Raw genomic sequence first — 23,862 nt, forward strand, 5'->3', positions numbered from 1 at the left:
GGATTAAGAACGCCTTCATGCCTCGCCGCCACGATAGCGGATATATGCCGAGCGTTTCTAAACAACCGACCCGGGTTCCCGTGCTGGACCTGCTGCGGCTTGCCGCGGTCGGGGCCGTGATCCTGTACCATTACGGCTTCTGGGGCACCGCGTCGCACGGCGTTCAGCAAGTGGCGTTGCCGTACCTCGCCCCGGTCGCGCAATACGGCTTCCTCGGCGTACCCGTGTTCTTCGCGATCTCCGGCTTCGTCATTGCCTATTCGACCGAAGGCCGCACGCCGATCGGCTTTGCAATCGCCCGCTTCAGCCGGATCTATCCGACCTTCGTCATCTGCATGACGCTGACCTTTCTCGCGACGCTGCTGCTGGGCCACGCGTACTTCCACGTGACGTGGGGGCAATGGCTGGCAAACCTGTTCATCGCAGCCCCGATGCTCGGTCAGCCCTACATGGACGACGCATATTGGTCGCTGGTGATCGAGGTCGTGTTCTACGCCTGGATCGCGCTGTTCCTGGCCTGGGGCATCTTTCCACGGCGGATCGACACGATCATCGTGGCATGGATCGCGATCACCTTCGCCAACGAGCTGACCATCGACGTTCCCCTGTTCGAGAAACTGTTCATGGCCGACGACAGCGGCTTCTTCGCCGTCGGCCTCCTGATCTATGAGCATTACCGCGGACGGCGCGACACCAGGCTGTACAGCCTGCTGACGCTCGCGATGGGCACGGCGACATTCCAGGCGGTGCACAAGCTGGAGCGGCTCGGCGTCCACACCCATGGCAGCTTCGATCCCATGGTCGTGACGGCGATCTGCATCGTCTCGCTCGGCATCGTGTTCGCCGCCACCCGCATCAAGTCGGTGCCGCTGCCGGCGGGCCTCGTCAGGGCCGCCGGCGGCATCACCTACCCGCTCTATCTGCTGCATCTGCAGCTCGGCTACGTCATCCTGCTCCTGATCACACCAACGCCGGACGCGCTGTCGACCGTGCTGGTCGTGACGGGCATGGTGGTGCTGGCATGGTTCGTCTGGCGCTTCCTCGAAGGTCCCGCGCATTATCTCGTCAGGGACAGGCTGACGATGCTGGCCTTGCGGCACGGATGGCCGTCACGCATTCGTGCGGGCGAAGCCCGGATCGATCGGAACGACGTTGCCCCGCCAATCGAGGCCAGCAGCATCGCCAACCGCTGATCAGTCCGGCGCACATCGCCGGAACAGCATCCGACGTTGCCGCCGTCGCGAACCTTGGGCCGAGGCGAACACCGTCATTCATCTGCGATGCGTGGTGACGACGGTCAGGTGTAGGCGGGCGGATGGCGCCCGGGGCGCCTCGATATCCTCAGACCCGCCCGCTCCATTCATGATCTCCGGGCATTTCCATTGCCAGTTCATTCGCCAGCTCGAGCGCTTCCTTGACGTCAGGCGTAGACAGACCTTCCGTGAACGTTCGAACGACGGGTAGCAACAGCTCAGCCGCTCGCGCGTGTTTGCCGGAATGTCGCCATAGGCGCGCCAGGCTGACAGCTGACCGCAATTCAAAGGACCGCGCGCTCTGCCTGCGCGCCAGCTCGATCGAGGCGAGGAACATTCGCTCGGCGGATTCGACGGACGATGATTTCGCGTCGTTGAGCGTCATCTCACCTTGCAGACGATAGATCTCGGCTTCGTAGAAATGCTCTCCCGTTCTTCTCCCGATCGCCGATGCGCTGTCGAGTTCGCGCAAGGCAGCATCCGGCAAGCCGGCACTTGCATAAGCCTTCGCGAGCAGGCTCCTGAACCAGCAACTGGCGAGCCGGGCGCTCATGCCCTCGTAGCCGTCGATTGCCATTCGCATCTGGTTCAATCCCTCATCGACATTCCCAAGCTCGGTCATCGCCCATCCTCGCAGGATGGTCGTCTGATGCTTCCAATGCAGGAAGCCGTGTTCCGATGAGAGGGCCAGTGCCCTGTTGGTATAATGGTGGGTCCCTTCGACATCGCGGAGGTGCTGGCAAACGTAAGCGCCGAATGTCAGCGCAAACGACAACGTGAAGGGGTGGCGAAGGTCTTCCGCTTCCGAAATAGCCTGCTGGCTGTATCGGCGCGCTGCGTCAGGACGGCCCAGAAACCACGACACGTACCCGAGATACGAGAGCGAGACGATGCCAGGATGGATGCCATGCGTTGCCGTCAAGGCGCCGTGTAGATCAGGACTGTACAGGTTCCTGAAGCGATGAAGGTGATGTTCGGCGGCGACAAACCGCCCGCGATACAGCATGGTCATCGCAATCGCCCGATGCGCCTCGATCAGATATCCCGTTTGTTGCGTCGCGGACGAACTTTGGTTCGATGCCTCCCGCCTTGCGAACTGCAGCAGCTCCACGCTCAGCTCATGCGCCCGTGCGAGATCGCCGCGGATAAAGTGACACACCCAAAGTCCGCGCGTCGCCGCAAAGACCTTCGCCGTGTTGTCAAGATGCCGGCCGAGTTCGAGCGCGCGATCATAGTTCTCCTCGACTTCCTGGACGGCGTAACCCTTTGCCGCGATCAGGGCGGTGCCCAGGGCGATGCGAAGCTCAAGCTCGGACTCGTTTCGGCCCTGCATACCGGGTGAGGCTTGCAGAACCCCGAGCCCACGACGCAAATGACCGATCGCCTCCAGAGTCGCCCCCTTCATTGCGGCCTGCTTTCCGGCCTTGAGCCAGAAACCCGCAGCCGGCTCGCTTTGGCCGGACTCGGTCAGGTGGTAGGCGAGAAGCTCCGGTTCGCGCTCGATCTTCTCCGGATATTTTTCGGCCAGCACGCGTGCGATCTTGGCGTGCAGCGTTCTTCTTTCCCTGTGCAGCAAGCTTTCATGCGCCGCATTCTGGATCATCACGTGCTTGAACGAGTACAGCGCCTCCGGCAGAAAGCCGAAGCGGACGATCAAGCCGGCTGCCTCCAGATGGTTCAGGGCGGCTTCGATCTGGTCCGCCGGCGCCTCGGCAACCTCGCGAAGGATCTCATAAGAGAACTCGCGGCCGATGGTGGCGCCGATCTGCGCGATTTTCTTGAACGATCCCATCCGGTCGAGGCGGGCCATCAGGGAATCGTTCAATGTCGCGGGAATAGCGAGCTGATGCCACGGACCGGACAAGACGTAACGTCCATGTTGCTCAGTCAAGACGTCGGACTCGAGAACGGCCTTGGTCAGCTCTTCAAGGAAGAGCGGCACGCCATCGGTTTTGACAATGATGTCCTCAATCACCTCTCTGGGAAGCTCCTTTTCTCCAGCCACACGTTCGACCAATATCGTGCGGACCTGTCGGCCGAGACGCTTGAGGTTCGCACTGATGGTGTGCGCGTGATCCTTCCAGCCCGGCTGAAACTCCGGACGACAGGTGATCACGACAAGGATCGACGTGGTGCGAACGTTCTCCACCAGCAGATCGAGCACGGCCCGCGAGGTGGGATCGATCCAATGTGCGTCCTCAAAATCGATCAGCAGCGTCTGCCCGCGCGCTTGCGCGAGCAGATGGTTGACGAGCGTGGCGATCGTCGCATCCTTCAGCTGTTGCGGCGAGAGATCCAGGTCCGCGTAGCGGTCACCGGTGGGAATTGAAAGCAACGCCGCAAGGATCGGCACCACTGTGTCCGCCTCGCCGTTCGAGGCGGCGACGCCGGCTTCAAGCTTTGTCAGCCAAAGCGCAGACGCGTTCTCGCCGTCAAGGCCGAGCGCGAACTTGAGATGCTCGATGAAGGGATGAAAAGCGGTGCTGCTGTAATAGGGAGAGCACTGGAAGGAAACTTGACCGTGCTGATCACCTGCGATCCGCTCCCGCAATTCCTGAACGATCCTGGACTTTCCGATTCCCGGCTCGCCTGTCAGCAGCACGACCTGCCCCTCACGGGCTTTCGCTTGCTGCCAACGCGTGAGCAGCAACGCCACCTCTTCGGTGCGGTTGACCAGCGGCGTCAATCTGGAGCCCATGGCCGCGGCAAATCGCGTCTCGGCGCGGCAGGGCCTAACCACGAGCCAGGCCTGGGCCTTCGCGGATATCCCCTTCAGCGCGTGAAATCCTAAGTCCTGGTAGTCGAACTTTCCTCTCAGCAGGGATTGCGTCGAAGACGCAATGACGACGCCGTCCGGAGGCGCCAAGGCCTGCAGACGGGCAGCCAGATTTGGCGTCTCGCCGACTGCGGAATCGTGCTCCTCGGTGTCCTGTCCAACCAGGTCTCCGACGACAACAAGGCCGGTCGCAATCCCGATGCGCACACTGGGCCCATGACTTGCAACGTCGCGGGCATCACTCGCTCTCGCCGACGACAGGCTCCGTACAATTTCGAGCGCCGCACGCACCGACCGCTCGGCGTCATCCTCATGCGCATTCGGATAGCCGAAATAGACCAGAATGCCGTCCCCGAGGTAGCGGGCCGCGAAGCCTTCGTACCGCTTGACCACGCTGACGCACTTTTCCCTGAAGCTCGCGATCATGTCGCGGACGTCTTCGGGATCGAACTGCTCGGACAGCGAGGTCGATCCGACCATGTCGCAGAACATCACGGTCAGCTGGCGCCGCGCGGCGCTCACCGCTGCGCCTTCCGCGACGCTCCTGCCGCCGGCGCGACCTTTTGCCGAACCGGTCAGGGAAGCAACCGCGCGCTGCAAGCGCTTGCGATCTCCCAGCGGAAGGCCAAGTTCGACCAGATCCTGCTCGGTCAAATCGGGCAGGATGTCCAAACCGATGCGATGCAGCACAAAGAGGTCGCCGTACTGGCCGAGATCAACGGTTTCGAGCCAGTGCTTGAGAGCAGCCTCCATATCGGCGCCTGGCTGTTTCTCCGGCATTGTGATCCGTCCGACTGCGGGCCATTGGCGACAATGGGCCTCGTTCGACGATGCCAAGGGGCTTGTTTACCCCAGACTGAACGCGTTCACAAAGTGCGAAACGCGCGGCGCCATCCGATTTCGCGCGCGATGACTCGGACGCGTCAGCGCCGCGAGGATGTGGATGCGTGACTCACAGACCGCGCCACACACTCAATGTCGTCCTGGCGAAAGCCAGGACCCATTACCCCAAATGAGAGTTGTTGCGCGACGCTGGGGCCACGATCCCGTTCATGATCAAATGCGGTGGTTCTGGGTCCTGGCTTTCGCCAGGACGACGATCGTGTGTGGCATCCGCACTGTCATCGCCCGGCTCGCCGCCTCCGTTGAAGCTTCGGCGCGCCAAGAATGCATAGCGTCATCGAAGCCTTGGCGAAGACGGGACCGGGCGATGACACCGACATGAAGTACGCAATGACGATGCGCCGTATCGCGCGAGAACCACCCTCATCGTCGTCCTGGCGAAAGTCAGGACCCATTACCCCCAATGCCCATTGCCGCGCGCGGCCGGGGCCGCGATCGCCCGACCAACGAATTCCGGCGGTTATGGGTCCCGCCCTTCGCCCGCACGACCGCCGAATTCCCGGCACGACCGGGCCGAAAACACCCTCGAATCACGCCCAATCAATTCAAAAATGGCCCGTCCCTCACCCCGCGCAGGGCCAAAATCCCTGCAAGACCCTTGACATAGCTGCCCTTTCGGCAGAACGCGTGTGGTCAAGCCGTTATGGACACTTCATGGATTTGATTAGCACGACCTCCGACCTCGCCGCCGCCTGCGACCGGCTCGCCAAACACAAGGTCATCACTGTCGACACCGAGTTCCTGCGGGAGACGACCTACTATCCGCTGCTCTGCGTCGTGCAGATGGCGAGCGCGGAAGAAGCCGTCGTGGTCGACGCGCTGGCACCCGGCATCGACCTCAAGCCGTTCTTCGACCTGATGTCGAACGAGGCCGTGCTCAAGGTATTCCACGCCGCGCGGCAGGACATCGAAATCGTCTGGCACCTCTCCGGCACGATCCCGCATCCGATCTTCGACACCCAGGTCGCCGCCATGGTGCTCGGCTATGGCGACAGCATCGCCTATGACCAGCTCGTCGACCGCGTCACCGGCCACCGCCCCGACAAGACCCACCGCTTCACCGACTGGTCGCGCCGGCCGCTGAGCGACGAGCAGCTGCATTACGCCGTCTCCGACGTGACCCATCTGCGCGAGGTGTTCGCGGCGCTCGACGCTGATCTGAAGAAGCGCGACCGCAGCGACTGGGTCAGCGAGGAGATGGAGGTCCTGACCTCGCCGAAGACCTACGACTTCCATCCCGAGCGTGCCTGGGAGCGGCTCAAGACCCGCGTGCGCAAGCCGCGCGAGCTCGCGGTGCTGATCGAGGTCGCGGCCTGGCGCGAGCAGGAGGCGCAGAGCCGCGACGTGCCGCGCTCGCGCGTGCTCAAGGACGATGCGGTCGGCGATATCGCCACCCACGCGCCGACCTCGCTGGAGAAGCTCGGCAATCTGCGCTCGCTGCCGAAAGGATTCGAGCGCTCCAAATGGGGCGCCGACATCATTGCTGCCGTGCAGCGCGGCCTCGCCCGCGACCAGGCCACGCTGCCCAAGTTGGAAAAGCCGAGAAACAATTCCAACGGCGCGGCGACCGTCGAGCTGTTGAAGGTGCTGCTGCGCATGACCTCGGAGCGGCACGGCGTCGCCAGCAAGGTGATCGCCACCGTCGACGATCTCGAGCAGATCGCGGCCAGCGATCAGGCCGAGGTCGGCGCCCTGCACGGCTGGCGGCGCGAACTGTTCGGCGAGGCCGCGCTCAAGCTCAAGCACGGCCAGCTCGCGCTCGCGATCGACAAGGGCCGCGTGGTGCGGGTGGACCGGGGCTAGCGCACGCCGTTCGCCCGGCGCGTGCCAGGTTCCACCGGCAGTCGGCCAGTGGCCGAACGCGTTGCGCCGGAGTTCGACCGGCACAGGCTGAGGTTGCGTCACGCAAAACCACCGCGCTTGCTAAGGCGCAATTTTCGTGTTGCAATCGCTTCACAATCGGATTGCGGCCGTTCGACTGTGCGTTTCGCGACGTTGATATCCAAGGCTTCGATGTACAGGCTTCGAGAGGCGAAACTTCGGACTTGAAGACTTTGGATCTGACGACCCGGGAAGTGAACAGACAGCGCAAAGTCCGCTTGCGGCGTGGCACGTGGAAAACGTGGCCGCGTCTTTTTTATGTCTAAACTGGGAGAGAGACGATGCCGAAGGGTACCGTCAAATGGTTCAACCCGACCAAAGGTTACGGGTTCATCAAGCCAGCCGTCGGCGACAAGGATGTGTTCGTCCACATCTCGGCGGTCGAGCGCGCGGGCCTCAGCACATTGAACGAGAACCAGTCCGTCGAGTACGAGCTGGTGGAGAACCGCGGCAAGGCGTCGGCCGAGAACCTCAAGGTTCACTGAACGCCGCTGCCAGCGGAATTCATCCGGATGCCTCCCCCGGCTGCATCACCCCGGGGGACCTCTCGTGCTACCGCGCGCTAAGGCGCCGGCGCGATCAGCGTGCCGTCCGTCGGCGCGCTCCCAAGCGTCTTGCAGAGGTCGCCTTCGAGCTTGAGCCGGCCGCTTGCCAGAAGCCGCAGCGCCTCCGGATAGATGCGATGCTCGATGGTGATCACGCGCGCGGCGAGCGTCTCGGCCGTGTCGTCGTCAGCGACCGTGACCGCGCCCTGCATCACGATCGGTCCGGCGTCGGTCTCCGGGATCACGAAGTGCACCGTCGCTCCGGACAGCTTGACCCCTGCGCGCAACGCCTGGCCGTGCGGATCGAGGCCGGGAAAGCAGGGCAGCAGCGAGGGATGGATGTTGAGCATCCGCCCGTACCAGTGCCGTACGAACTCGGCGGTGAACAGCCGCATGAAGCCGCCGAGGCAGATCAGCTCGACCTGCCTGTCGTCGAGCGCGCGCTGCAGCACGGCCTCGAAGCCGGCGCGGTCCTTGCCGAACGGCTTGCTCTCGATGACGATGGTCGCAATGCCGCTCGCGGCCGCCTTTTCGAGCCCGGCGGCGTCGGCGCGGTTCGAGATCACGGCCACGATCTCGGCCGGGAAATCCTGAGCCTTCGCAGCCTCGATCAGCGCGGCCATGTTGGAGCCGCGGCCGGAGATCAGGATGGCGACGCGGCGCTTCATCGCGAGAGATCGAGATGACCGTTATAGACCACGCGATGCTCGCCCTCATGCGTCCCCTTGGCCTCGATCACCTCGCCGAGCAGCGTCACGGTCTCGCCGCCCGCGGTGAAGGCCTCGGTCACGGCGTCGACCGCATCAGCCTTGACGATCGCGATCATGCCGATGCCGCAGTTGAAGGTGCGCAGCAGCTCGAGCTCGGCGATGCCGCCCTGCTCGGCCAGCCATTTGAACACCGGCAGCACCGGCAGCCGCGCCAGATCGATGCCGACGCCGAGATGCTTCGGCAGCACGCGCGGAATGTTGTCGGTGAAGCCGCCGCCGGTGATGTGGGCGAGCCCTTTCACGGCGCCGGTGTCGCGGATCGCGCGCAGGCAGGATTTCACATAGAGCCTGGTCGGCGTCAGCAGCGCCGCGCCGAGCGTCATGACCGGCGCGAACGGCGCCGGCGCGTCATAGGCAACGCCGGACTGCTCGACGATCTTGCGCACCAGCGAATAGCCGTTGGAGTGCACGCCGGAGGAAGCCAGCCCGATCACGGCATCGCCCGCCGCGATATCCGCGGTCGGCAGCAAGGTGCCGCGCTCGGCCGCGCCGACCGCGAAGCCGCCAAGGTCGTAATCGCCATCCTTGTAGAGGCCGGGCATCTCCGCGGTTTCGCCGCCGATCAGCGCGCAGCCGGATTCGCGGCAGCCTTCGGCGATGCCGGCGACGATCTGCGCGGTGGCCTCCGGGTGCAGCTTGCCGCAGGCGAAATAGTCGAGGAAGAACAGCGGTTCCGCGCCTTGCACGACGAGGTCGTTGACCGACATCGCGACCAGATCGATGCCGATGCCGCCATGAATGCCGGTCTCGATCGCGATCTTCAGCTTGGTGCCGACGCCATCGGTCGCGGCCACCAGGACCGGATCCTTGAAGCCGGCGGCCTTGAGGTCGAACAGCCCGCCGAAACCGCCGATCTCGGCGTCCGCGCCAGGCCGCGCGGTGGCCCGCACCATCGGCTTGATCAGATCGACCAGTCGATTGCCGGCGTCGATATCGACACCCGAATCCGCGTAAGTGAGCCCGTTTTTGCGCTCGGTCATGCCCAATTCCAGATGATCAGGGGCTGGTTACGAGGAATTCCGCCCCCGCGCAATGGCTCGCGGCGCTGCCGCCGCGATACTATGTAGATAACACAAGGCGGCTGCGCAAAAGAGCCGGATATCGAGTAAAATCAGGCTTCTAGCCGGGAAGCGATCCAAGTTGAGCATTCCGAACATCATCACCCTCGGCCGCATCATCCTGGTGCCGGTGATCGTCTGGGCCATCGTGTCCAGTCAGATGGAGATTGCGTTCGCGATCTTCGTGATCGCCGGCGTCTCGGACGCGGTCGACGGTTTCCTCGCGAAGCGCTTCAACATGACGAGCGAGCTCGGCGCCCTGCTCGATCCGCTCGCCGACAAGGCGCTCCTGGTGTCGATCTATGTCGCGCTCGGAATCTGGGGCGCGGTGCCGCGCTGGATCGTGATTCTCGTGGTGTCGCGCGACATCATGATCGTCTCCGCCGTGATTGTGTCATGGTTGTTCGACAAGCCGGTCGAGATGAAGCCGCTGATGGTGTCGAAGCTGAACACGGTGGCGCAGGTCGCGTTCGCGGCGCTGGTGCTCGCCTCGCTCGGCTTCGGCTTCGAACCGCATCCTTATGACTGGATCCTGATGGGCCTGGTCACGATCTTTACTTTGGGTTCGGTGTCCCTCTATCTCGTGGAGTGGGTGCGGCACATGAGCACGATCGAAGCTCGGTAGGCGGGATCCGGAAAAGTCGAAGCCGGTTTTCCCGCGACAAACGCGACGCGTTTGCGCATAGCTAAAATAAGGTGGTTTGGAGACTTGTGTGGCCAGTAGCGTTCAACCTCGTCAATTGGCTTTGGCCCTGCCGCACGAGGAGAAGCTGACCCGCGACGATTTCCTCGAGGGCCCTGCCAATGAGGCCGCGCTGGCGCTGATCGACGGTTGGCCCGACTGGCCGAACCGAATCATGCTGCTGGTCGGGCCTGACGGCTCCGGCAAAAGCCACCTCGCCGCGATCTGGGCCGAGAGCGCCGGCGCGCGCTCGACCGCGGCGCATGCGCTGACCGCCGACACGGTGCCGACCGCGCTTGCGACCGGTGCGCTCGTCGTCGAAGACCTGAGGCCGGCGGATTTCGACGAGCGCGCGCTGTTTCATCTGATGAATCTGGCGCGCGAGGACGATGCCTACGTGCTGATCACGGCGCGCGTTCCGCCCTCGGCGTTCGAGATCGAATTGCGCGACCTGCGGTCGCGGCTCCGCGCGGTGCCGACTGTGACGCTGCTGCCGCCGGACGACCAGCTGTTCCGCGGCCTGATCGTCAAGTTCTGCGCCGACCGCCAGATGAGCGTGGACGAACCGCTCGTCAGCTATCTGAGCAACCGGATCGAGCGTTCCTACGTTGCCGTCCGGCAGGCGGTCGAGTTGCTCGATACCGAGGCACTCCGGCTCGGCCGTCCCGTCACACGGGCGCTGGCGGCGGAGCTGTTGCGCGATGCCTGATCCATCCCCGCGGCTTGACGGCGCAGGGAAGCGGAACATCAATGTCATCGAAACGTCATCGCAATATCACATGGTTTCTGCGGCTCTCGGCTAGACCGCCCCGGCCCCTGCCCTGAATTGGACCAGCACTTGATGGACTCGGCACAAGCTACTGAAATCAAAGAAAAAGAGGCGGAATTTCCCGCCATTCCCGCAATCGCGACCAGCCCCGAGCGCTTCATCAACCGGGAGCTCTCCTGGCTGCACTTCAACCGGCGGGTGCTCGAGGAATCGGTCAATCTCGGCCATCCCGTGCTGGAGCGGGTCCGCTTCCTGTCGATTTCGGCGAATAACCTCGACGAGTTCTTCATGGTCCGTGTCGCCGGCATCAAGGCGCAGGTCCGCGAGGGCATTACCGAGCGCAGCCCGGACGGCCTGCTGCCGGCCGAGCAGCTCGTGATGATCAACAAGACCGTCTCGCAGCTCGCCTCCGACCAGCAGGCGATCTGGAGCGACCTGCGGGATATCCTGGCCAAGGTCGGCATCCAGCTGGTCGACGGCCGCGACGTCACCAAGTCCGAGCGCAGCTGGATCGAGGATCACTTCCTCCACAACATCTTCCCGCTGCTGACGCCGCTGGCGATCGACCCGGCGCATCCCTTCCCGTTCATCCCGAATCTCGGCTTCACGGTGGCGCTGCAATTGTCGCGGATCGCCGACGGCAAGGCGATGAACGCGCTGATCCGCATGCCCGGCAAGATCGACCGATTCATCCGCATCCCCTCCACCAAGGAAGGCGCGCCGGCGCGGCTGATCACGCTGGAGCAAGCTACCGGTCTGTTCATCGGCCGCCTGTTCCCCGGCTACACCGTCAAGGGCCAGGGCGCATTCCGCATCATCAGAGACTCCGAACTCGAAATCGAGGAAGAGGCCGAAGACCTCGTTCGCCTGTTCGAGACCGCGCTCAAGCGCCGCCGCCGCGGGTCGGTGATCCGGCTCGAGATCGAGGCCACGATGCCCGAGGAGCTGCGCATCTTCGTGCAGCATGCCTTGTCGGCCGCCGACGACGAAGTGATCCTGGTCGACGGCGTGCTGGCGATGAACGAACTGTCGCAGCTCACCCGCCTCAATCGCCCCGACCTCGAATTCCCGCCCTATGTGCCGCGTCATCCCGAGCGGGTGCGCGATCATGGCGGCGATATCTTCGCCGCCATCCGCCAGAAGGACCTCGTGGTCCATCACCCCTACGAATCGTTCGACGTCGTGGTGCAGTTCCTGCAGCAGGCGGCACGCGATCCCGACGTGGTCGCGATCAAGCAGACGCTCTATCGCACCTCGAACAATTCGCCGATCGTGCGCGCGCTGGCGGAAGCCGCCGAAGCCGGCAAGTCGGTGACCGCGCTGATCGAGTTGAAGGCGCGCTTCGACGAGGAAGCCAATATCCGCTGGGCCCGCGACCTCGAACGCGCCGGCGTGCAGGTGGTCTACGGCTTCATCGAATTGAAGACGCATGCCAAGCTGTCGATGGTGGTGCGCCGCGAGGGCGGCAATCTCACGACCTATGTGCACACCGGCACCGGCAACTATCACCCGGTGACCGCGCGCATCTACACCGACCTCTCCTACTTCACTTCGGATCCGATCATCGGCCGCGACGTCGCGAGGGTCTTCAACTACATCACCGGGTATGCCGAGCCGAGCGACATCGAGAAGATGGCGGTGTCGCCGCTGACGCTGCGCAAGCGGATCATCGAGCACATCCACGGCGAGATCGCCCACGTCAAGCATGGCCGGCCCGGCGCGGTCTGGATGAAGATGAATGCGCTGGTCGACCCTGATATCATCGACGCGCTGTACGAGGCCTCGCAGGCCGGCGTCTCGGTCGAGCTCGTGGTGCGCGGCATCTGCTGCCTGCGGCCGGGGCTGCCGGGATTGTCCGAGAACATCCGCGTCAAATCGGTGATCGGCCGGTTCCTGGAACACGGCCGAATCTATTGCTTCGGGATGGGCCAGGGCCTGCCGAGCACAAAAGCTGCTGTGTATATCTCGTCCGCCGACATGATGCCGCGGAACCTCGACCGCCGCGTCGAGGTTCTCTGTCCGCTGCAAAATCCCACGGTGCATCAGCAGGTTCTCGAACAGATCATGGTCGCGAATCTGAAGGACACCGAGCAGAGCTGGCAATTGTTGCCGGATGGGTCGTCAACGCGTATGAAGGCCGCGAAAGGCGAAGAGCCCTTCAATCTGCATGACTACTTCATGACAAATCCGAGTCTGTCCGGCCGTGGTAAGTCTCTCAAGGAATCTTCACCGCGCCGTCTCACGCGTCGCAACGAGCGACAGCAGCCATCGTCTTAAGGGGGCCTTACGGTGAAGCGACCGCGGAAGCGCGCTTCCAGCGTCGCTGTCATCGATATCGGCTCGAACTCGGTTCGTCTCGTGGTTTACGAGGCGATGGCGCGCAGCCTCATCACCATCTTCAACGAGAAGGCGCTCTGCGGGCTCGGGCGCGAGGTGCAGAGCACCGGCCTGCTCGCAACCGATGCCGTCAACAAGGCGCTCACCGCGCTGCGCCGTTTTCGCGCGCTGTGCAGGATCCAGCAGGTCGGCCGCGTCTACGCGATCGCGACCGCGGCCTGCCGCGACGCCAAGAACGGTCCGGACTTCATCGCCAAGGCCGAGCGCATCTGCGGCGCCAAGATCGAGATTCTCACCGGGCCGCGTGAAGCAAAGCTGTCCGCGCTCGGCGTCGTCTCGGGCGTGCACAATCCGAACGGCATCGTCGGCGATCTCGGCGGCGGCTCGCTCGAATTGATCGACGTCAAGGGCAGCCGCGTGCGCAGCGGCGTGACACTGCCGCTCGGCAGCCTCGCGCTGCAGGACCTCTCCAACAAATCGCTCAAGCGCGCCGAACGCATCGTCAAGAACGAGCTGCTGGGCGTCGCCCAGCTCAAGACCGGCCGCGGCCGCACCTTCTATGCGGTCGGCGGCACCTGGCGTGCGCTGGCGCGCATACACATCATCCAGAGCGGCTACCCGCTCAAGGTGATGCACGGCTATTCGATCCCGGCGGCGGACGCGCTCGACTTCGCGCAGCGGCTGCGGCGGCTGGCGGCTACCAACATGCTGGCCAATATCGAATCGGTCGCCGATGCGCGGCGGCCGCTATTGGCCTACGCCGCGCTCGTGCTCGAATACATCATCCGCGTGGCCCAGCCGAAGACCATCGTGTTCTCGACCTTCGGCGTGCGCGAGGGCTTGCTCTACGAGATGCTGCCGCCGGCCGAACGCGCCAAGGACGGGCTGCTCTGCGCCGCGCAGAACCTCAACGAATTGCTGTCGCGCTCGGCCCGCCACGCCCAGGAGCTGACGGCGTGGACCGACCGGCTGGTGCGCGTCGTCAGGCTGCGCGAGACCGAGGAAGACCGCAGGCTGCGGCATGTCGCCTGCCTGCTCTCCGATATCGGCTGGCGGGTGCATCCCGATCATCGCGGCGAGGAAACCCTCAGCCTGATCATGAACGGCAATTTCGGCTCGATCACGCATCAGGGCCGCGCCTTCGTCGCACTCTCGGTGTTCTATCGCTACGCCGGCCTCAGCGAAGAAAACGAGCCGCCGCCGCAGATCCGCGCGCTGGTGACGCCGGCGATGGACGAGCGCGCCCGCGTGCTCGGCGCCGCGTTCCGCGTGGCGCATCTGATCACGGCGGCGCGCACCGGCGTGCTGCCGGCAACCCATTTCCGCACCCAGGGCCGCAAGCTGATGCTGGTGTTCGAGCACCGGATGGTGGATCTGGTCGCCGACCGCGTCGGCAGCCGCTTCAAGCAATTGGCGCGGCTGGTCGGGCGCGTCGGCTCGATCGTGCGGCGCTAGGGCTCACGCCGCCTTGGTCAGGGCTCACGCCGCCTTGGCGGCGTGCTTTGCCTTGCGGAGTGCGTGGCGGCGCCAGATCGACCCCGCGACCAGCACCACGATGATGCCGAGCACCGCGAGCGCGATCTCGCCACCATTGCCGCCATGGGCGAATTGCGGCGACATCCCGACCGACGTTAGCCAGGAATCGAGTTTGGCACCGAGCGGTCCGGCGAACAGCGCGTCCAGCTTCGGATGCACGGCCGGATCGGTCGCGATGACATCGCCCGCGATCCAGCCAAGCAGCGCGGCACCGGCCCAGACCAGGACCGGCATCTTGGTGAGCAGCGCCATGATCAGCGCCGCGCCGGCAACGATGAGGGGAACGCTGATCGCAAGGCCGAGCACCAGCAGCGGCACGCTGCCATTGGCGGCGGCGGCCACCGCGATCACATTGTCGAGGCTCATCACGATGTCGGCGACCACGACGATCTGAACCGCGGCCCACAAATGCGAGGCCGCGTGCACGCTGTCCTCGTCTTCCTGCTCCGGCACCAGCAGCTTGGCGGCGATCACGATCAGCGCCAGCCCGCCGACCAGCTTCAAATAGGGAAGCTCCATCAGGCTGGCGACGATACCGGTGAAGATGACGCGCAGCAGCACCGCTGCGGCGGCGCCGAGAATCATACCCCACAGGCGCTGGCGCGGCGCGAGCCCGCGGCAAGCGAGCGCGATCACGAGCGCGTTGTCGCCCGACAACAGGACGTTGATCCAGATGATCTTGCCGACGGCGACCCAGAAGGTCGGCGTCGCCATCTCGTTCTTGAATTCGGTGAAGAACGCGCCGATGTACGCCGGATCAAAGATCTGCCACAGCCAGTCCACAGCGAGTCCTATTCAGCCTTGCGGCCGCCCCTGACGGCGATCGTCCGCCGCTCCCCGGTTTGTTTCGACGCGGTCCCCTCGGGAGACCGCGCCACTTCAGCAATACGGCGTTAGCCGACGATCTCGTTGCCTGCGAAGAACTGCGCGATCTCGATCACGGCGGTCTCCGGCGCATCCGAACCGTGCACCGAATTCTCGCCGATCGACTTCGCATAGAGCTTGCGGATGGTGCCTTCGGCGGCCTTCGACGGATCGGTCGCGCCCATCACGTCGCGATATTTCAGGATGGCGCCTTCGCCTTCCAGCACCTGGACCACGACCGGGCCCGAGGTCATGAAGTCGACCAGCTCGCCGAAGAACGGACGCGCCTTGTGGACGGCGTAGAAGGTCTCGGCCTGGCCGCGGGTCATGCGGATGCGCTTCTGCGCCACAACCCGCAGGCCCGCCTTCTCGATCACCGCATTGACCGCGCCGGTCAGGTTGCGCTCGGTGGCGTCGGGCTTGATGATCGAAAAGGTGCGTTCAATCGCCATGATTTCGTCCTTGTAAACGTGGCTGGGAGTTGCCGGGGCTTATATCGGCGCGATCGGGTAACGGCAAGCGACCCTGTGACGCGTTAGCCTTTAGTTTTGACGGATTTTCACGACGAAAACCGTCGTTTGGGTGCCCTCCGGACCAGCGGCCGGCTCGGCCAACTTACCGCGATTTCACCTAGGTGAACCCATTCTGTCAGCGCCGTGCCGCTGCCGTTCAGCTCCACCCACATAGGCTCTGCAGCGATCGGACGCCTTGCTGGCCCCCCATCCGCAAGCCTCACAGGACGTCTCGGGAAATGTCACCGCGGGCGCGTCGCGCGCGCCCATAGCTCGAGGAGACGATCATGTTACGCAAACTCTCGCTTGCCGCCATCGCCGCGGTTTCGCTCGGTGCCGCCGCGCTCGCCCCGACCTCCGCCTCTGCGTGGGGTGGTTGGCATGGCGGCTGGCACGGTGGATGGCACCACGGCTGGTGGGGCGGCCCGCGCGTCATCGTCGGCGGCCCGGCCTATTACGGCGGTTATGGCTATGGCGGCGGCTGCTACGTGCGCCGCGTCGTGCCGACCCCGTGGGGCCCCCGCTGGCGCCTGGTCAACCGCTGCTACTGATCCATCGAATCTGTCGACTGCTCCCCTGACTTGCTTCTCGCCCCGGCCCTCGCGCCGGGGCTTTTTTCAAGTCCGCCGGGGAACCCGGGCACATGACGGGGCCCACTACCTCAAGGCGAGAGCAAGGCGCGGAAACCAAATCCGGGGTCGCGACTTGTCATGGCGAGGAGCTACTCGAACACGCGAGGTGGAACTCGCCAAGAGATGTGCCATGACGATGACAATGAGCAAGATCGACAAGGACGCCGATCAGATTGATCACAAGACCTGCCGTTACATCTGCGATGCCGTGGGTGAACGGCTTCAGCAAAGCATGCGGCCAGAGCCCGCGCTTTCGTCCCGCCTGCAGCAGCTCCTCGACGAGATGCAACGACGGGAAGGCGATCACCATTAGATGTTGAGGGTTGACCAGCAGCCCAATTGCGTTTTTGCAACAGCGTCCGGGAGAGATTTTACAAACAGACGGGTTGCGTTTGGCGGCGGGTCCGGTGACAACGCTGCATGCTCTCCATCACTGACATCTCGGTCCGGATCGCCGGACGGCTGTTGATCGATCACAGTTCGGTACAAATTGTGCCCGGAGCCCGCGTCGGATTTGTCGGCCGCAACGGCGTCGGCAAATCGACGCTGTTTCACGCCATCCGGGGCGACATCCCGACCGAGAGCGGCAGCATCGCGCTTCCGCCGCGCTGGCGTATCGGCAGCCTCGCGCAGGAAGCGCCCGACGGGCCCGAAAGCCTGATCAACGTCGTGCTGAAGGCCGATCTCGAGCGCGACGCGCTGCTGCGCGAGGCCGAGACGGCGCACGATCCGCACCGGATCGCCGAAATCCAGACCCGGCTGGTCGACATCGACGCCCATTCCGCGCCCGCCCGTGCCGCGGCGATCCTCTCCGGCCTGGGCTTCTCGACATCAGACCAGGCGCGGCCGTGCGCGGAATTTTCCGGCGGCTGGCGCATGCGCGTCGCGCTGGCGGCGACGCTCTTCTCCGCGCCCGACCTTCTGCTGCTGGACGAGCCGACCAACTATCTCGATCTCGAAGGCACGTTGTGGCTCGAGAACCATCTCGCCAACTATCCGCGCACGGTAATCGTGATCAGCCACGACCGCGATCTCCTGGACACCTCGGTCGATCAGATCCTGCACCTCGATCGCGGCAAGCTGACGCTCTACAAGGGCACCTATTCCTCGTTCGAGGAACAGCGCGCCGCGCGCGAACTGCTCGACGCCAAGCACGCCAAGCGGCAGGCCGATGAGCGCAAGCGCCTGCAGGACTTCGTCGACCGCTTCAAGGCCAAGGCCTCGAAGGCGCGGCAGGCGCAGTCGCGCGTGAAGATGCTGGAGCGGATGAAGCCGATCACCGCGCTGGTGACCCAGGATGTTCATGAGATCTCGTTCCCGGCGCCGGAGAAGCTGCTGTCGCCGCCGATCATCGCGGTCGATGACGTCTCGGTCGGCTACGAACCCGGCAAGCCGGTGCTCAATCGCGTGACGCTGCGCGTCGATACCGACGACCGCATCGCGCTGTTAGGGGCCAACGGCAACGGCAAGTCGACGCTGGTCAAGCTGCTGGCGGGCAAGCTCGCGCCGTTTGCCGGCAGGATCACGAGGGCCGACAAGCTGTCGGTCGGTTATTTCGCCCAGCACCAGGTTGACGAGCTCAATCTCGATGGCTCGCCCTATGATCACATCCGCAAGCTGATGCCGGAGGCGCCGGAGAGCAAGGTGCGCGGCCGCGTCGGCGCGATCGGTTTCTCCGGCAAGGCCGGCGACACGCTGGTGAGGAGCCTGTCGGGCGGCGAGAAGGCGCGGCTGCTGCTGGGGCTTGCCACGTTCTTCGGCCCGAACATGATCATCCTGGACGAGCCGACCAACCATCTCGATATCGACAGCCGTGCGGCGCTGGCGGAGGCGATCAACGAATTCCCCGGCGCGGTCATGATGGTCTCGCACGATCGTTATCTGATCGAGGCCTGCGCCGACCGCTTGTGGGTCGTGGCAAACCAGACCGTGACGGCCTATGACGGCGATCTCGACGAGTATCGACGCATGATCCTGTCGGCCAATGACGGCCGGCCGGCCTCGCGCGAGCGCGTCAAGGAGCCCGCCAAGCTGGAGCGCGCCCGCAATGAGAAGCGTGCTTCACCCAGGCAGCGGGTCACGCAAGCCGAGGCCGAGATCGAGCGCATCAACGGCATCATCGCCAAGATCGATACCGCGCTCGCATTGCCCGATATTTTTACGCGCGATCCTAAGCAGGCGGCGCAACTGACCAAGGCGCGCGCCGGCGCCGAGAGCGCGCTACAGCGCGCCGAGGAAGACTGGCTGGAAGCCAGCGCCGAGCTCGACGAGGCCGCGAATTAGATTTGACCCACCGGAGCCGCATATTCGATGTCGTCCCTGCGAAAGCAGGGACCCATAACCACAGCTAGTTATTGTTGCACGATGGTGGAACGACGAGCCCCGTTCACAACACGGGCCGCGGAGTATGGGTCCCTGCTTTCGCAGGGACGACGGTGGAGGGAGCGCCAGGGCTCTGTCCGGTGTGATGCCAGCGCAAGCAGGCATCGACCTGCCGCTGCGGCGAAAATACCCTAACCCTGCGAGGTCTTTTTCTTCTTCGGCTTGGCCTGCTTCGGCTCCGGCACAGGGTCCGCACCGCGCTCGACGGACGACAGGCGCCCTGAGGAGAAGGTGTAGATGCCGGCGCGCGCGCCACGCGACCAGGTCACGACCGCAACACGCTCGCCGCCCGGCCCATTGGACAGGTTCACACTGTCGGGAGCACCGATGCCGCGCACGACGTCGCATTCAGTGTGGCCGAGTGCAACGCTGCCGCCCGTTGGTTGCGGCGGCGGTGCACCGCCGGCCTGTGCGTTGGCATCGGCGGCGCCCGGCGGCGGTGCCATGCCTGGACAGCTGCCGTCGGCACTGACGAGATCGTCGTTCGTCACCGGCTTGTCCGGCGTCAGCGGCGGCGATTCGATCGAGATGTTGCGGATGAACACCCGCCCGGGACGCGAGAACCATTCCGCATCGCGCGAAAACAAGTCGGATCCGGCGCCCGAACAGCCGGCAAGTCCCGGTGCAAGCACCAGCAAGGCCATCAACGACTTCCGACTGAATGTTCCGTCCCGCACGATCGACAAAGCTCCTACCCCTTCACCTAAGGGTTTGTCCGAACATCACTTTGCGGCATGACCGTGGCCCGCCCCAAGAAACGTCGAATTATCATTAATTAGTAGCTATCGCTATTGGCGCCGCTGCCAGCGTCCCCGCTCGTCGGTCTGCCAATAGGTGACCTCGAAGCCGCGCGCCTTGCAAGCAGTCCAGCTTTCCCGGGCCGAGGCCACCGCGTCGGGATCGTCGCCATTGAACACGAGGACCACCCGCTCGTAGCTGTCGCAGTCGGCCGGCAGCGCCGCATTGTCGACCAGGAAGCGGACATTGGCCCGATTCGGGTTGCCCTCCTCGATCGACAGGATGATCGGCTGGTCCTGCGCGTCGGCAACGCGCGAGGTCGCGTGCGGCAGGAATGAATCGTCGCTGTAGGTCCACAGATGCGCGTCGAGCGTCTCGGTGCGCTCCTGCGACGTCGATTGCACGACCACGCGCCAACCGCGCTCGAGCGACTTCTCGAGCAGCGGCGGCAGCACGCTCTCCAGCGTCATGTTCTGCAGATGGTAGAACAGAACCTCGGTCATGCGCCGGCCGACACTCTATTTCCTGGCTTCATAATAGTCGGAGACCAGCCGCTCGAGCAGCCGGACGCCATAACCCGAACCCCAGCTCTGATTGATCTCGGTCTTCGGCGCGCCCATCGCGGTGCCGGCGATGTCGAGATGCGCCCACGGCGTGCCGTCGACGAAACGCTGCAGGAATTGCGCTGCCGTGATCGAGCCGCCGTTGCGCCCGCCGGTGTTCTTCATGTCGGCGAATTGCGAATCGATCTGCTTGTCGTATTCGGGACCGAGCGGCATGCGCCACACCTTCTCACCGGTCTCGAGGCCGACCTTGGCCAGGCGCTCGGCGAGTTCGTCATTGTTGGAGAACATGCCGGCGTGATCGGTGCCGAGCGCGACCATGATCGCGCCGGTCAGCGTGGCCAGATCGACCATGAATTTCGGCTTGAACTTCTTGGCAACGTACCAGAGCACGTCGGCGAGCACGAGGCGTCCCTCGGCGTCGGTGTTGATGATTTCGATGGTCTGGCCGGACATCGAGGTGACGATGTCGCCCGGACGCTGCGCATTGCCGTCGGGCATGTTCTCGACAAGGCCGATGGCGCCGACCACATTGACGCGGGCCTTGCGCGCCGCGAGCGCGTGCATCAGCCCGACCACGCAGGCCGCACCGCCCATGTCACCCTTCATATCCTCCATGCCGCCGGCCGACTTGATGGAGATGCCGCCGGTGTCGAAGCAGACGCCCTTGCCGACGAACGCGACCGGCGCCTCGCTCTTCTTGCCGCCGTTCCAGCGCATGATCACGGTGCGGCCGGGCCGCGCCGATCCCTGCGCGACGCCGAGCAGCGCGCCCATGCCGAGCTTGGTCATCGCCTTGACGTCGAGCACCTCGACACTGGCGCCGAGCTTGCGAAGCTGGCTGGCGCGGCGTGCGAATTCCTCGGGATACAGCACATTCGGCGGCTCGTTGACGAGCTCACGCGCCAAATTCACACCGTCGACGACGGACGCTTCGGGCGCATAGGCCTTCCTGGTGGCGGCAACATCGTCGACGGCGATCGAGACGTCGGCCCGCAGGGCGCCGTCCTCGCCGTCCTTCTTCTTGGTCTTGTAGCGGTCGAACTTGTAGGCGCGCAGACGGATGCCGGTGGCGATCGCGGCGGCCTGGCCGGCGGCCATCGCGGCATCGGGCAATTCCGCGATCACGGTCATCGAACCGCTGCCGGCATTGAGCTTGCCGGCCACCGCGCCGCCAAACTTGAGAAAATCCTTCTCCTTGAGATCGGCTGCCTTGCCGGTGCCGATCACGATCAGCCGCTCGACCTTGATTCCCTCCGGCGCCAGGATGTCGAGGATCGCCCCGCTCTTCCCCTTGAACTGGTTGGCGGCCGCGGCCCGCTTGACCGTCTCGGCTGCGGCTCCCAGCGCCTTCCGGGTGGCGGCTCCCAGCTTCAATTGCTCGTCGCAAAAGGCGACCAGAATACCGCGAGCGGACGCGGAGAATGGGACAAAGCCGACCTTGACGGCGTCGGACATAGGAAAATCCTCCAGAACTCAGGGTGTTGCTCGGACCTGAGGCGGTCCTTCCGGCACGCGGGGTGAGCATTGCGATGGCGGTCCGGAACCAGCCCGGACCGGGCTTGTCACGCACTATGACCCGTCGGCTGCGTCGCTGCCAAGCGCCGGAGTGGCCGGAAGGCCACAAAAGCGATTAATTAACCATAAATTAAGCGTGCCTTGGCCCGGCCATTTTGTTGACGGATCAAAGGGATGGTAGTGAGAGAGTGACTAGAGAGTGAGCCGGACGGGTCCGCGGCTCGACCATAGGGGAACCCGGGTTGACGGGGATGGTCGAAAGCCGTGCGTTTGGTTGCGTGCAGGGGGCCTTGGGGGTCGTGCGGTAGCGATGGGGTCGATCGACAAGTACATTTTTAAAACGACGCTGGCGTCGTTTGCGCTTGTCCTGGTCAGCCTCACCGGCGTGATCTGGATTACGCAGGCGCTGCGCGGCATCGACCTGATGACCAGCCAGGGTCAGACCATCCTCACCTTCCTTGGCATCACCGGTCTCGTGATTCCCGCCCTGGTGCTGATCATCGCCCCGATCGCGCTGATGATCGCGATCTCCCACACACTGAACAAGCTCGCGACCGATTCCGAAATCATCGTCATGAACGCGGCGGGCTTCTCGCCGATCCGGCTGTTCCGGCCGTTCTTCCTTGCCACCTGCGTGGTGGCGGCGCTGGTCGCCTTCATCGGCGCCTATCTCGCCCCCGACGGCATGCGCCGAATCAAGCAGTGGGACGCCGAGATCACCGCCGACGTGCTGACCAACATCCTGCAGCCCGGCCGCTTCGCCCAGCTCGACCAGAACTTGACGATTCGCATCCGCGAGCGCCTGCCCGGCGGCGTGCTCGGCGGCGTCTTCGTCGACGATCGCCGCGATCCGCAGGAGCGCGTCACCATCATCGCCGACCACGGCACCGTGCAGAAGACCGATCGAGGTTCGTACCTCGTGCTCTATGACGGCAATCTGCAACGGTTCGAGGTTGGCAAGCGCGATCCGGCGCTGGTCGCATTCGCCCGTTACGCCTTCGACATGTCGAAATTCTCGCAGGGCCGCGACGTCACCCTCGGGATTCGCGAGCGCTATCTCTGGGAGCTGATGTGGCCGGACGAGGAAGACAAGACCTATCAGCAGCTGTCGGGCCAGTTCTTCGCGGAGCTGCATGATCGCTTCATGGCGCCGATCTATCCATTTGCGTTCGCGGCCCTCACCTTCGCCTTCCTCGGCGCGCCGCGCACCACGCGCCAAAGCCGCAATTTCTCGATCGGCGGCTCGGTATTTGCGGTGTTCGGCCTGCGCATGGTCGGGTTCGCCTGCTCCGTCATGGCGGTGAAGACGCCGCTCGCGGCGCTGGTGCAGTATCTGATGCTGTTCGGCGGCATCGGCATCGGCATCTGGATGATCGTCGGCGGCGTGGTCGTCGAACCGCCGCCGCGGCTGATGGAAGCGATCAACAGGAACAACGAGCGCATTGCGCGCCTCTTCCGGAGGCCGGCAACCGCATGAGCATGGTCACAAACACGCTCGGGCGTTATTTCGCCGGCCGCTTCGTGGTCGCGGCGGTGGGCGTGTTCGCGGGCATCTTCGTGCTGCTCGTGCTGGTCGACTACATCGAGATGGTGCGCAAGACGTCGGGCCTCGTCTCGGCCTCCGCGATCACGGTCGCGGAGACTTCGCTATTCCGGGTGCCGCAGCTGCTCGAGAAGCTGATGCCGTTCTGCGTGCTGATCGGCGCCATGACCTGCTACCTCGCTTTGTCGCGGCGGCTGGAGCTCGTCGTGGCCCGCGCCGCCGGCGTCTCGGCCTGGCAATTCATCTCGCCGGCGCTGGCCAGCGCGATCATGCTCGGCATCTTCGCGACCACCGCCTACAATCCGGTATCGGCCAATCTGCGCGAGCTCTCCAAACGCATGGAAGCCGAACTGTTCGGCTCGGCGCCCGGCGGCGGCATTCAGGACGCGTCCGGCTTCTGGCTGAACCAGATCAACGACGAGGGTCAGGCGATCATCAATGCGGCCCGCAGCGAGCAGCAGGGCGTCCGGCTGACCGGTCTCACCGTGTTCCGATTCGATACGGCGCTCCAGTTCAAGGAGCGAATCGAAGCGCGCGAAGCGGCGCTCGAAGACGGCCGTTGGGCTGTCTCTTATACACATCTGACGCTGCCGACGAACT

20 protein-coding genes are annotated in these 23,862 nt (G+C 64.5%); 12 read left to right on the forward strand and 8 right to left on the reverse strand.

Features of this window, described 5'->3' with window-relative positions:
- Positions 1 to 44: 44 nt before the first annotated feature.
- Positions 45 to 1,193, forward strand: a complete 1,149-nt coding sequence (locus IF803_RS19760) for an acyltransferase family protein (protein ID WP_461193174.1) — start codon at positions 45 to 47, stop codon at positions 1,191 to 1,193.
- 148 nt (positions 1,194 to 1,341) lie between these two features.
- Here the strand turns inward: IF803_RS19760 and IF803_RS19765 are convergent, their stop codons facing one another.
- Positions 1,342 to 4,809 (reverse strand): ATP-binding protein, encoded by a 3,468-nt coding sequence (locus tag IF803_RS19765; protein WP_461193175.1) that lies wholly within the window; start codon positions 4,807 to 4,809, stop codon positions 1,342 to 1,344.
- A gap of 777 nt (positions 4,810 to 5,586) precedes the next feature.
- On the opposite strand from IF803_RS19765, the gene rnd reads away from it, so the two are divergent.
- The gene (gene rnd, locus IF803_RS19770; protein WP_018271312.1) at positions 5,587 to 6,735 is read left to right on the forward strand and encodes a ribonuclease D; all 1,149 of its coding nucleotides are present in this window, start codon (positions 5,587 to 5,589) and stop codon (positions 6,733 to 6,735) included.
- A gap of 359 nt (positions 6,736 to 7,094) precedes the next feature.
- A complete protein-coding gene (locus tag IF803_RS19775) occupies positions 7,095 to 7,298 on the forward strand; it encodes a cold-shock protein (protein ID WP_016847412.1) in 204 nt (67 codons plus the stop codon).
- Between the two features lie 77 nt (positions 7,299 to 7,375).
- On the opposite strand, the gene purN is transcribed toward IF803_RS19775, so the two are convergent.
- Together purN and purM are read right to left on the reverse strand one after the other, a co-directional pair.
- The gene (purN, locus tag IF803_RS19780; RefSeq protein ID WP_461193176.1) at positions 7,376 to 8,026 is read right to left on the reverse strand and encodes a phosphoribosylglycinamide formyltransferase; all 651 of its coding nucleotides are present in this window, start codon (positions 8,024 to 8,026) and stop codon (positions 7,376 to 7,378) included.
- Positions 8,023 to 9,108 carry a phosphoribosylformylglycinamidine cyclo-ligase gene (gene purM, locus IF803_RS19785; RefSeq protein WP_461193177.1) on the reverse strand — a complete coding sequence of 362 codons (1,086 nt, stop codon included), beginning with the start codon at positions 9,106 to 9,108 and terminating at the stop codon, positions 8,023 to 8,025. The genes purN and purM overlap by 4 nt, the downstream gene beginning before the upstream one ends.
- A 160-nt stretch (positions 9,109 to 9,268) precedes the next feature.
- On the opposite strand from purM, the gene IF803_RS19790 reads away from it, so the two are divergent.
- The 4 genes from IF803_RS19790 (at position 9,269) to ppx (ending at position 14,429) form a co-directional block, all read left to right on the forward strand.
- Positions 9,269 to 9,811, forward strand: a complete 543-nt coding sequence (locus IF803_RS19790; protein ID WP_016847415.1) for a CDP-alcohol phosphatidyltransferase family protein — start codon at positions 9,269 to 9,271, stop codon at positions 9,809 to 9,811.
- Positions 9,812 to 9,899: 88 nt separating this feature from the next.
- Positions 9,900 to 10,577, forward strand: coding sequence for a P-loop NTPase family protein (locus IF803_RS19795; protein WP_461193178.1), 678 nt, complete (start codon positions 9,900 to 9,902; stop codon positions 10,575 to 10,577).
- A 132-nt stretch (positions 10,578 to 10,709) separates the two neighbouring features.
- Positions 10,710 to 12,914, forward strand: a complete 2,205-nt coding sequence (locus IF803_RS19800) for an RNA degradosome polyphosphate kinase (protein WP_461193179.1) — start codon at positions 10,710 to 10,712, stop codon at positions 12,912 to 12,914.
- A 12-nt stretch (positions 12,915 to 12,926) separates the two neighbouring features.
- Entirely contained in the window at positions 12,927 to 14,429 is a 1,503-nt protein-coding gene (gene ppx, locus IF803_RS19805) for an exopolyphosphatase (RefSeq protein WP_461193180.1), read from the forward strand.
- Between the two features lie 24 nt (positions 14,430 to 14,453).
- Here the strand turns inward: ppx and IF803_RS19810 are convergent, their stop codons facing one another.
- Entirely contained in the window at positions 14,454 to 15,293 is an 840-nt protein-coding gene (locus IF803_RS19810; protein WP_461193181.1) for a TerC family protein, read from the reverse strand.
- A 110-nt stretch (positions 15,294 to 15,403) separates the two neighbouring features.
- Positions 15,404 to 15,826 (reverse strand): nucleoside-diphosphate kinase, encoded by a 423-nt coding sequence (gene ndk / locus IF803_RS19815; protein ID WP_016847423.1) that lies wholly within the window; start codon positions 15,824 to 15,826, stop codon positions 15,404 to 15,406.
- A 347-nt stretch (positions 15,827 to 16,173) separates the two neighbouring features.
- On the opposite strand from ndk, the gene IF803_RS19820 reads away from it, so the two are divergent.
- From IF803_RS19820 to IF803_RS19830, 3 genes are all read left to right on the forward strand, one after another.
- Entirely contained in the window at positions 16,174 to 16,437 is a 264-nt protein-coding gene (locus IF803_RS19820) for a sulfur globule protein precursor (RefSeq protein ID WP_411783149.1), read from the forward strand.
- A gap of 223 nt (positions 16,438 to 16,660) precedes the next feature.
- The gene (locus IF803_RS19825) at positions 16,661 to 16,831 is read left to right on the forward strand and encodes a hypothetical protein (RefSeq protein ID WP_461193182.1); all 171 of its coding nucleotides are present in this window, start codon (positions 16,661 to 16,663) and stop codon (positions 16,829 to 16,831) included.
- A 107-nt stretch (positions 16,832 to 16,938) separates the two neighbouring features.
- Positions 16,939 to 18,801, forward strand: coding sequence for an ABC-F family ATP-binding cassette domain-containing protein (locus IF803_RS19830; RefSeq protein WP_461193183.1), 1,863 nt, complete (start codon positions 16,939 to 16,941; stop codon positions 18,799 to 18,801).
- Between the two features lie 230 nt (positions 18,802 to 19,031).
- Here IF803_RS19830 and IF803_RS19835 read toward each other — a convergent pair whose 3' ends face one another.
- From IF803_RS19835 to IF803_RS19845, 3 genes are all read right to left on the reverse strand, one after another.
- On the reverse strand, positions 19,032 to 19,544 hold the full coding sequence (locus tag IF803_RS19835) for a hypothetical protein (RefSeq protein WP_461193184.1): 513 nt from the start codon (positions 19,542 to 19,544) through the stop codon (positions 19,032 to 19,034).
- Between the two features lie 144 nt (positions 19,545 to 19,688).
- On the reverse strand, positions 19,689 to 20,141 hold the full coding sequence (locus IF803_RS19840; RefSeq protein ID WP_028344810.1) for a DNA polymerase III subunit chi: 453 nt from the start codon (positions 20,139 to 20,141) through the stop codon (positions 19,689 to 19,691).
- Between the two features lie 15 nt (positions 20,142 to 20,156).
- Positions 20,157 to 21,659 (reverse strand): leucyl aminopeptidase, encoded by a 1,503-nt coding sequence (locus IF803_RS19845; protein WP_461193185.1) that lies wholly within the window; start codon positions 21,657 to 21,659, stop codon positions 20,157 to 20,159.
- A gap of 370 nt (positions 21,660 to 22,029) precedes the next feature.
- Between IF803_RS19845 and lptF the strand changes: the two genes are divergently transcribed.
- Both lptF and IF803_RS19855 read left to right on the forward strand, forming a co-directional pair.
- Positions 22,030 to 23,196 carry an LPS export ABC transporter permease LptF gene (gene lptF, locus IF803_RS19850; protein ID WP_016847429.1) on the forward strand — a complete coding sequence of 389 codons (1,167 nt, stop codon included), beginning with the start codon at positions 22,030 to 22,032 and terminating at the stop codon, positions 23,194 to 23,196.
- Positions 23,193 to 23,862, forward strand: a 670-nt coding sequence (locus tag IF803_RS19855; protein ID WP_461193186.1) for an LptF/LptG family permease, incomplete at its 3' end; no start/stop codon positions are given. The genes lptF and IF803_RS19855, both read left to right, overlap by 4 nt.

The organism is Bradyrhizobium sp. UFLA06-06, assembly GCF_054820065.1.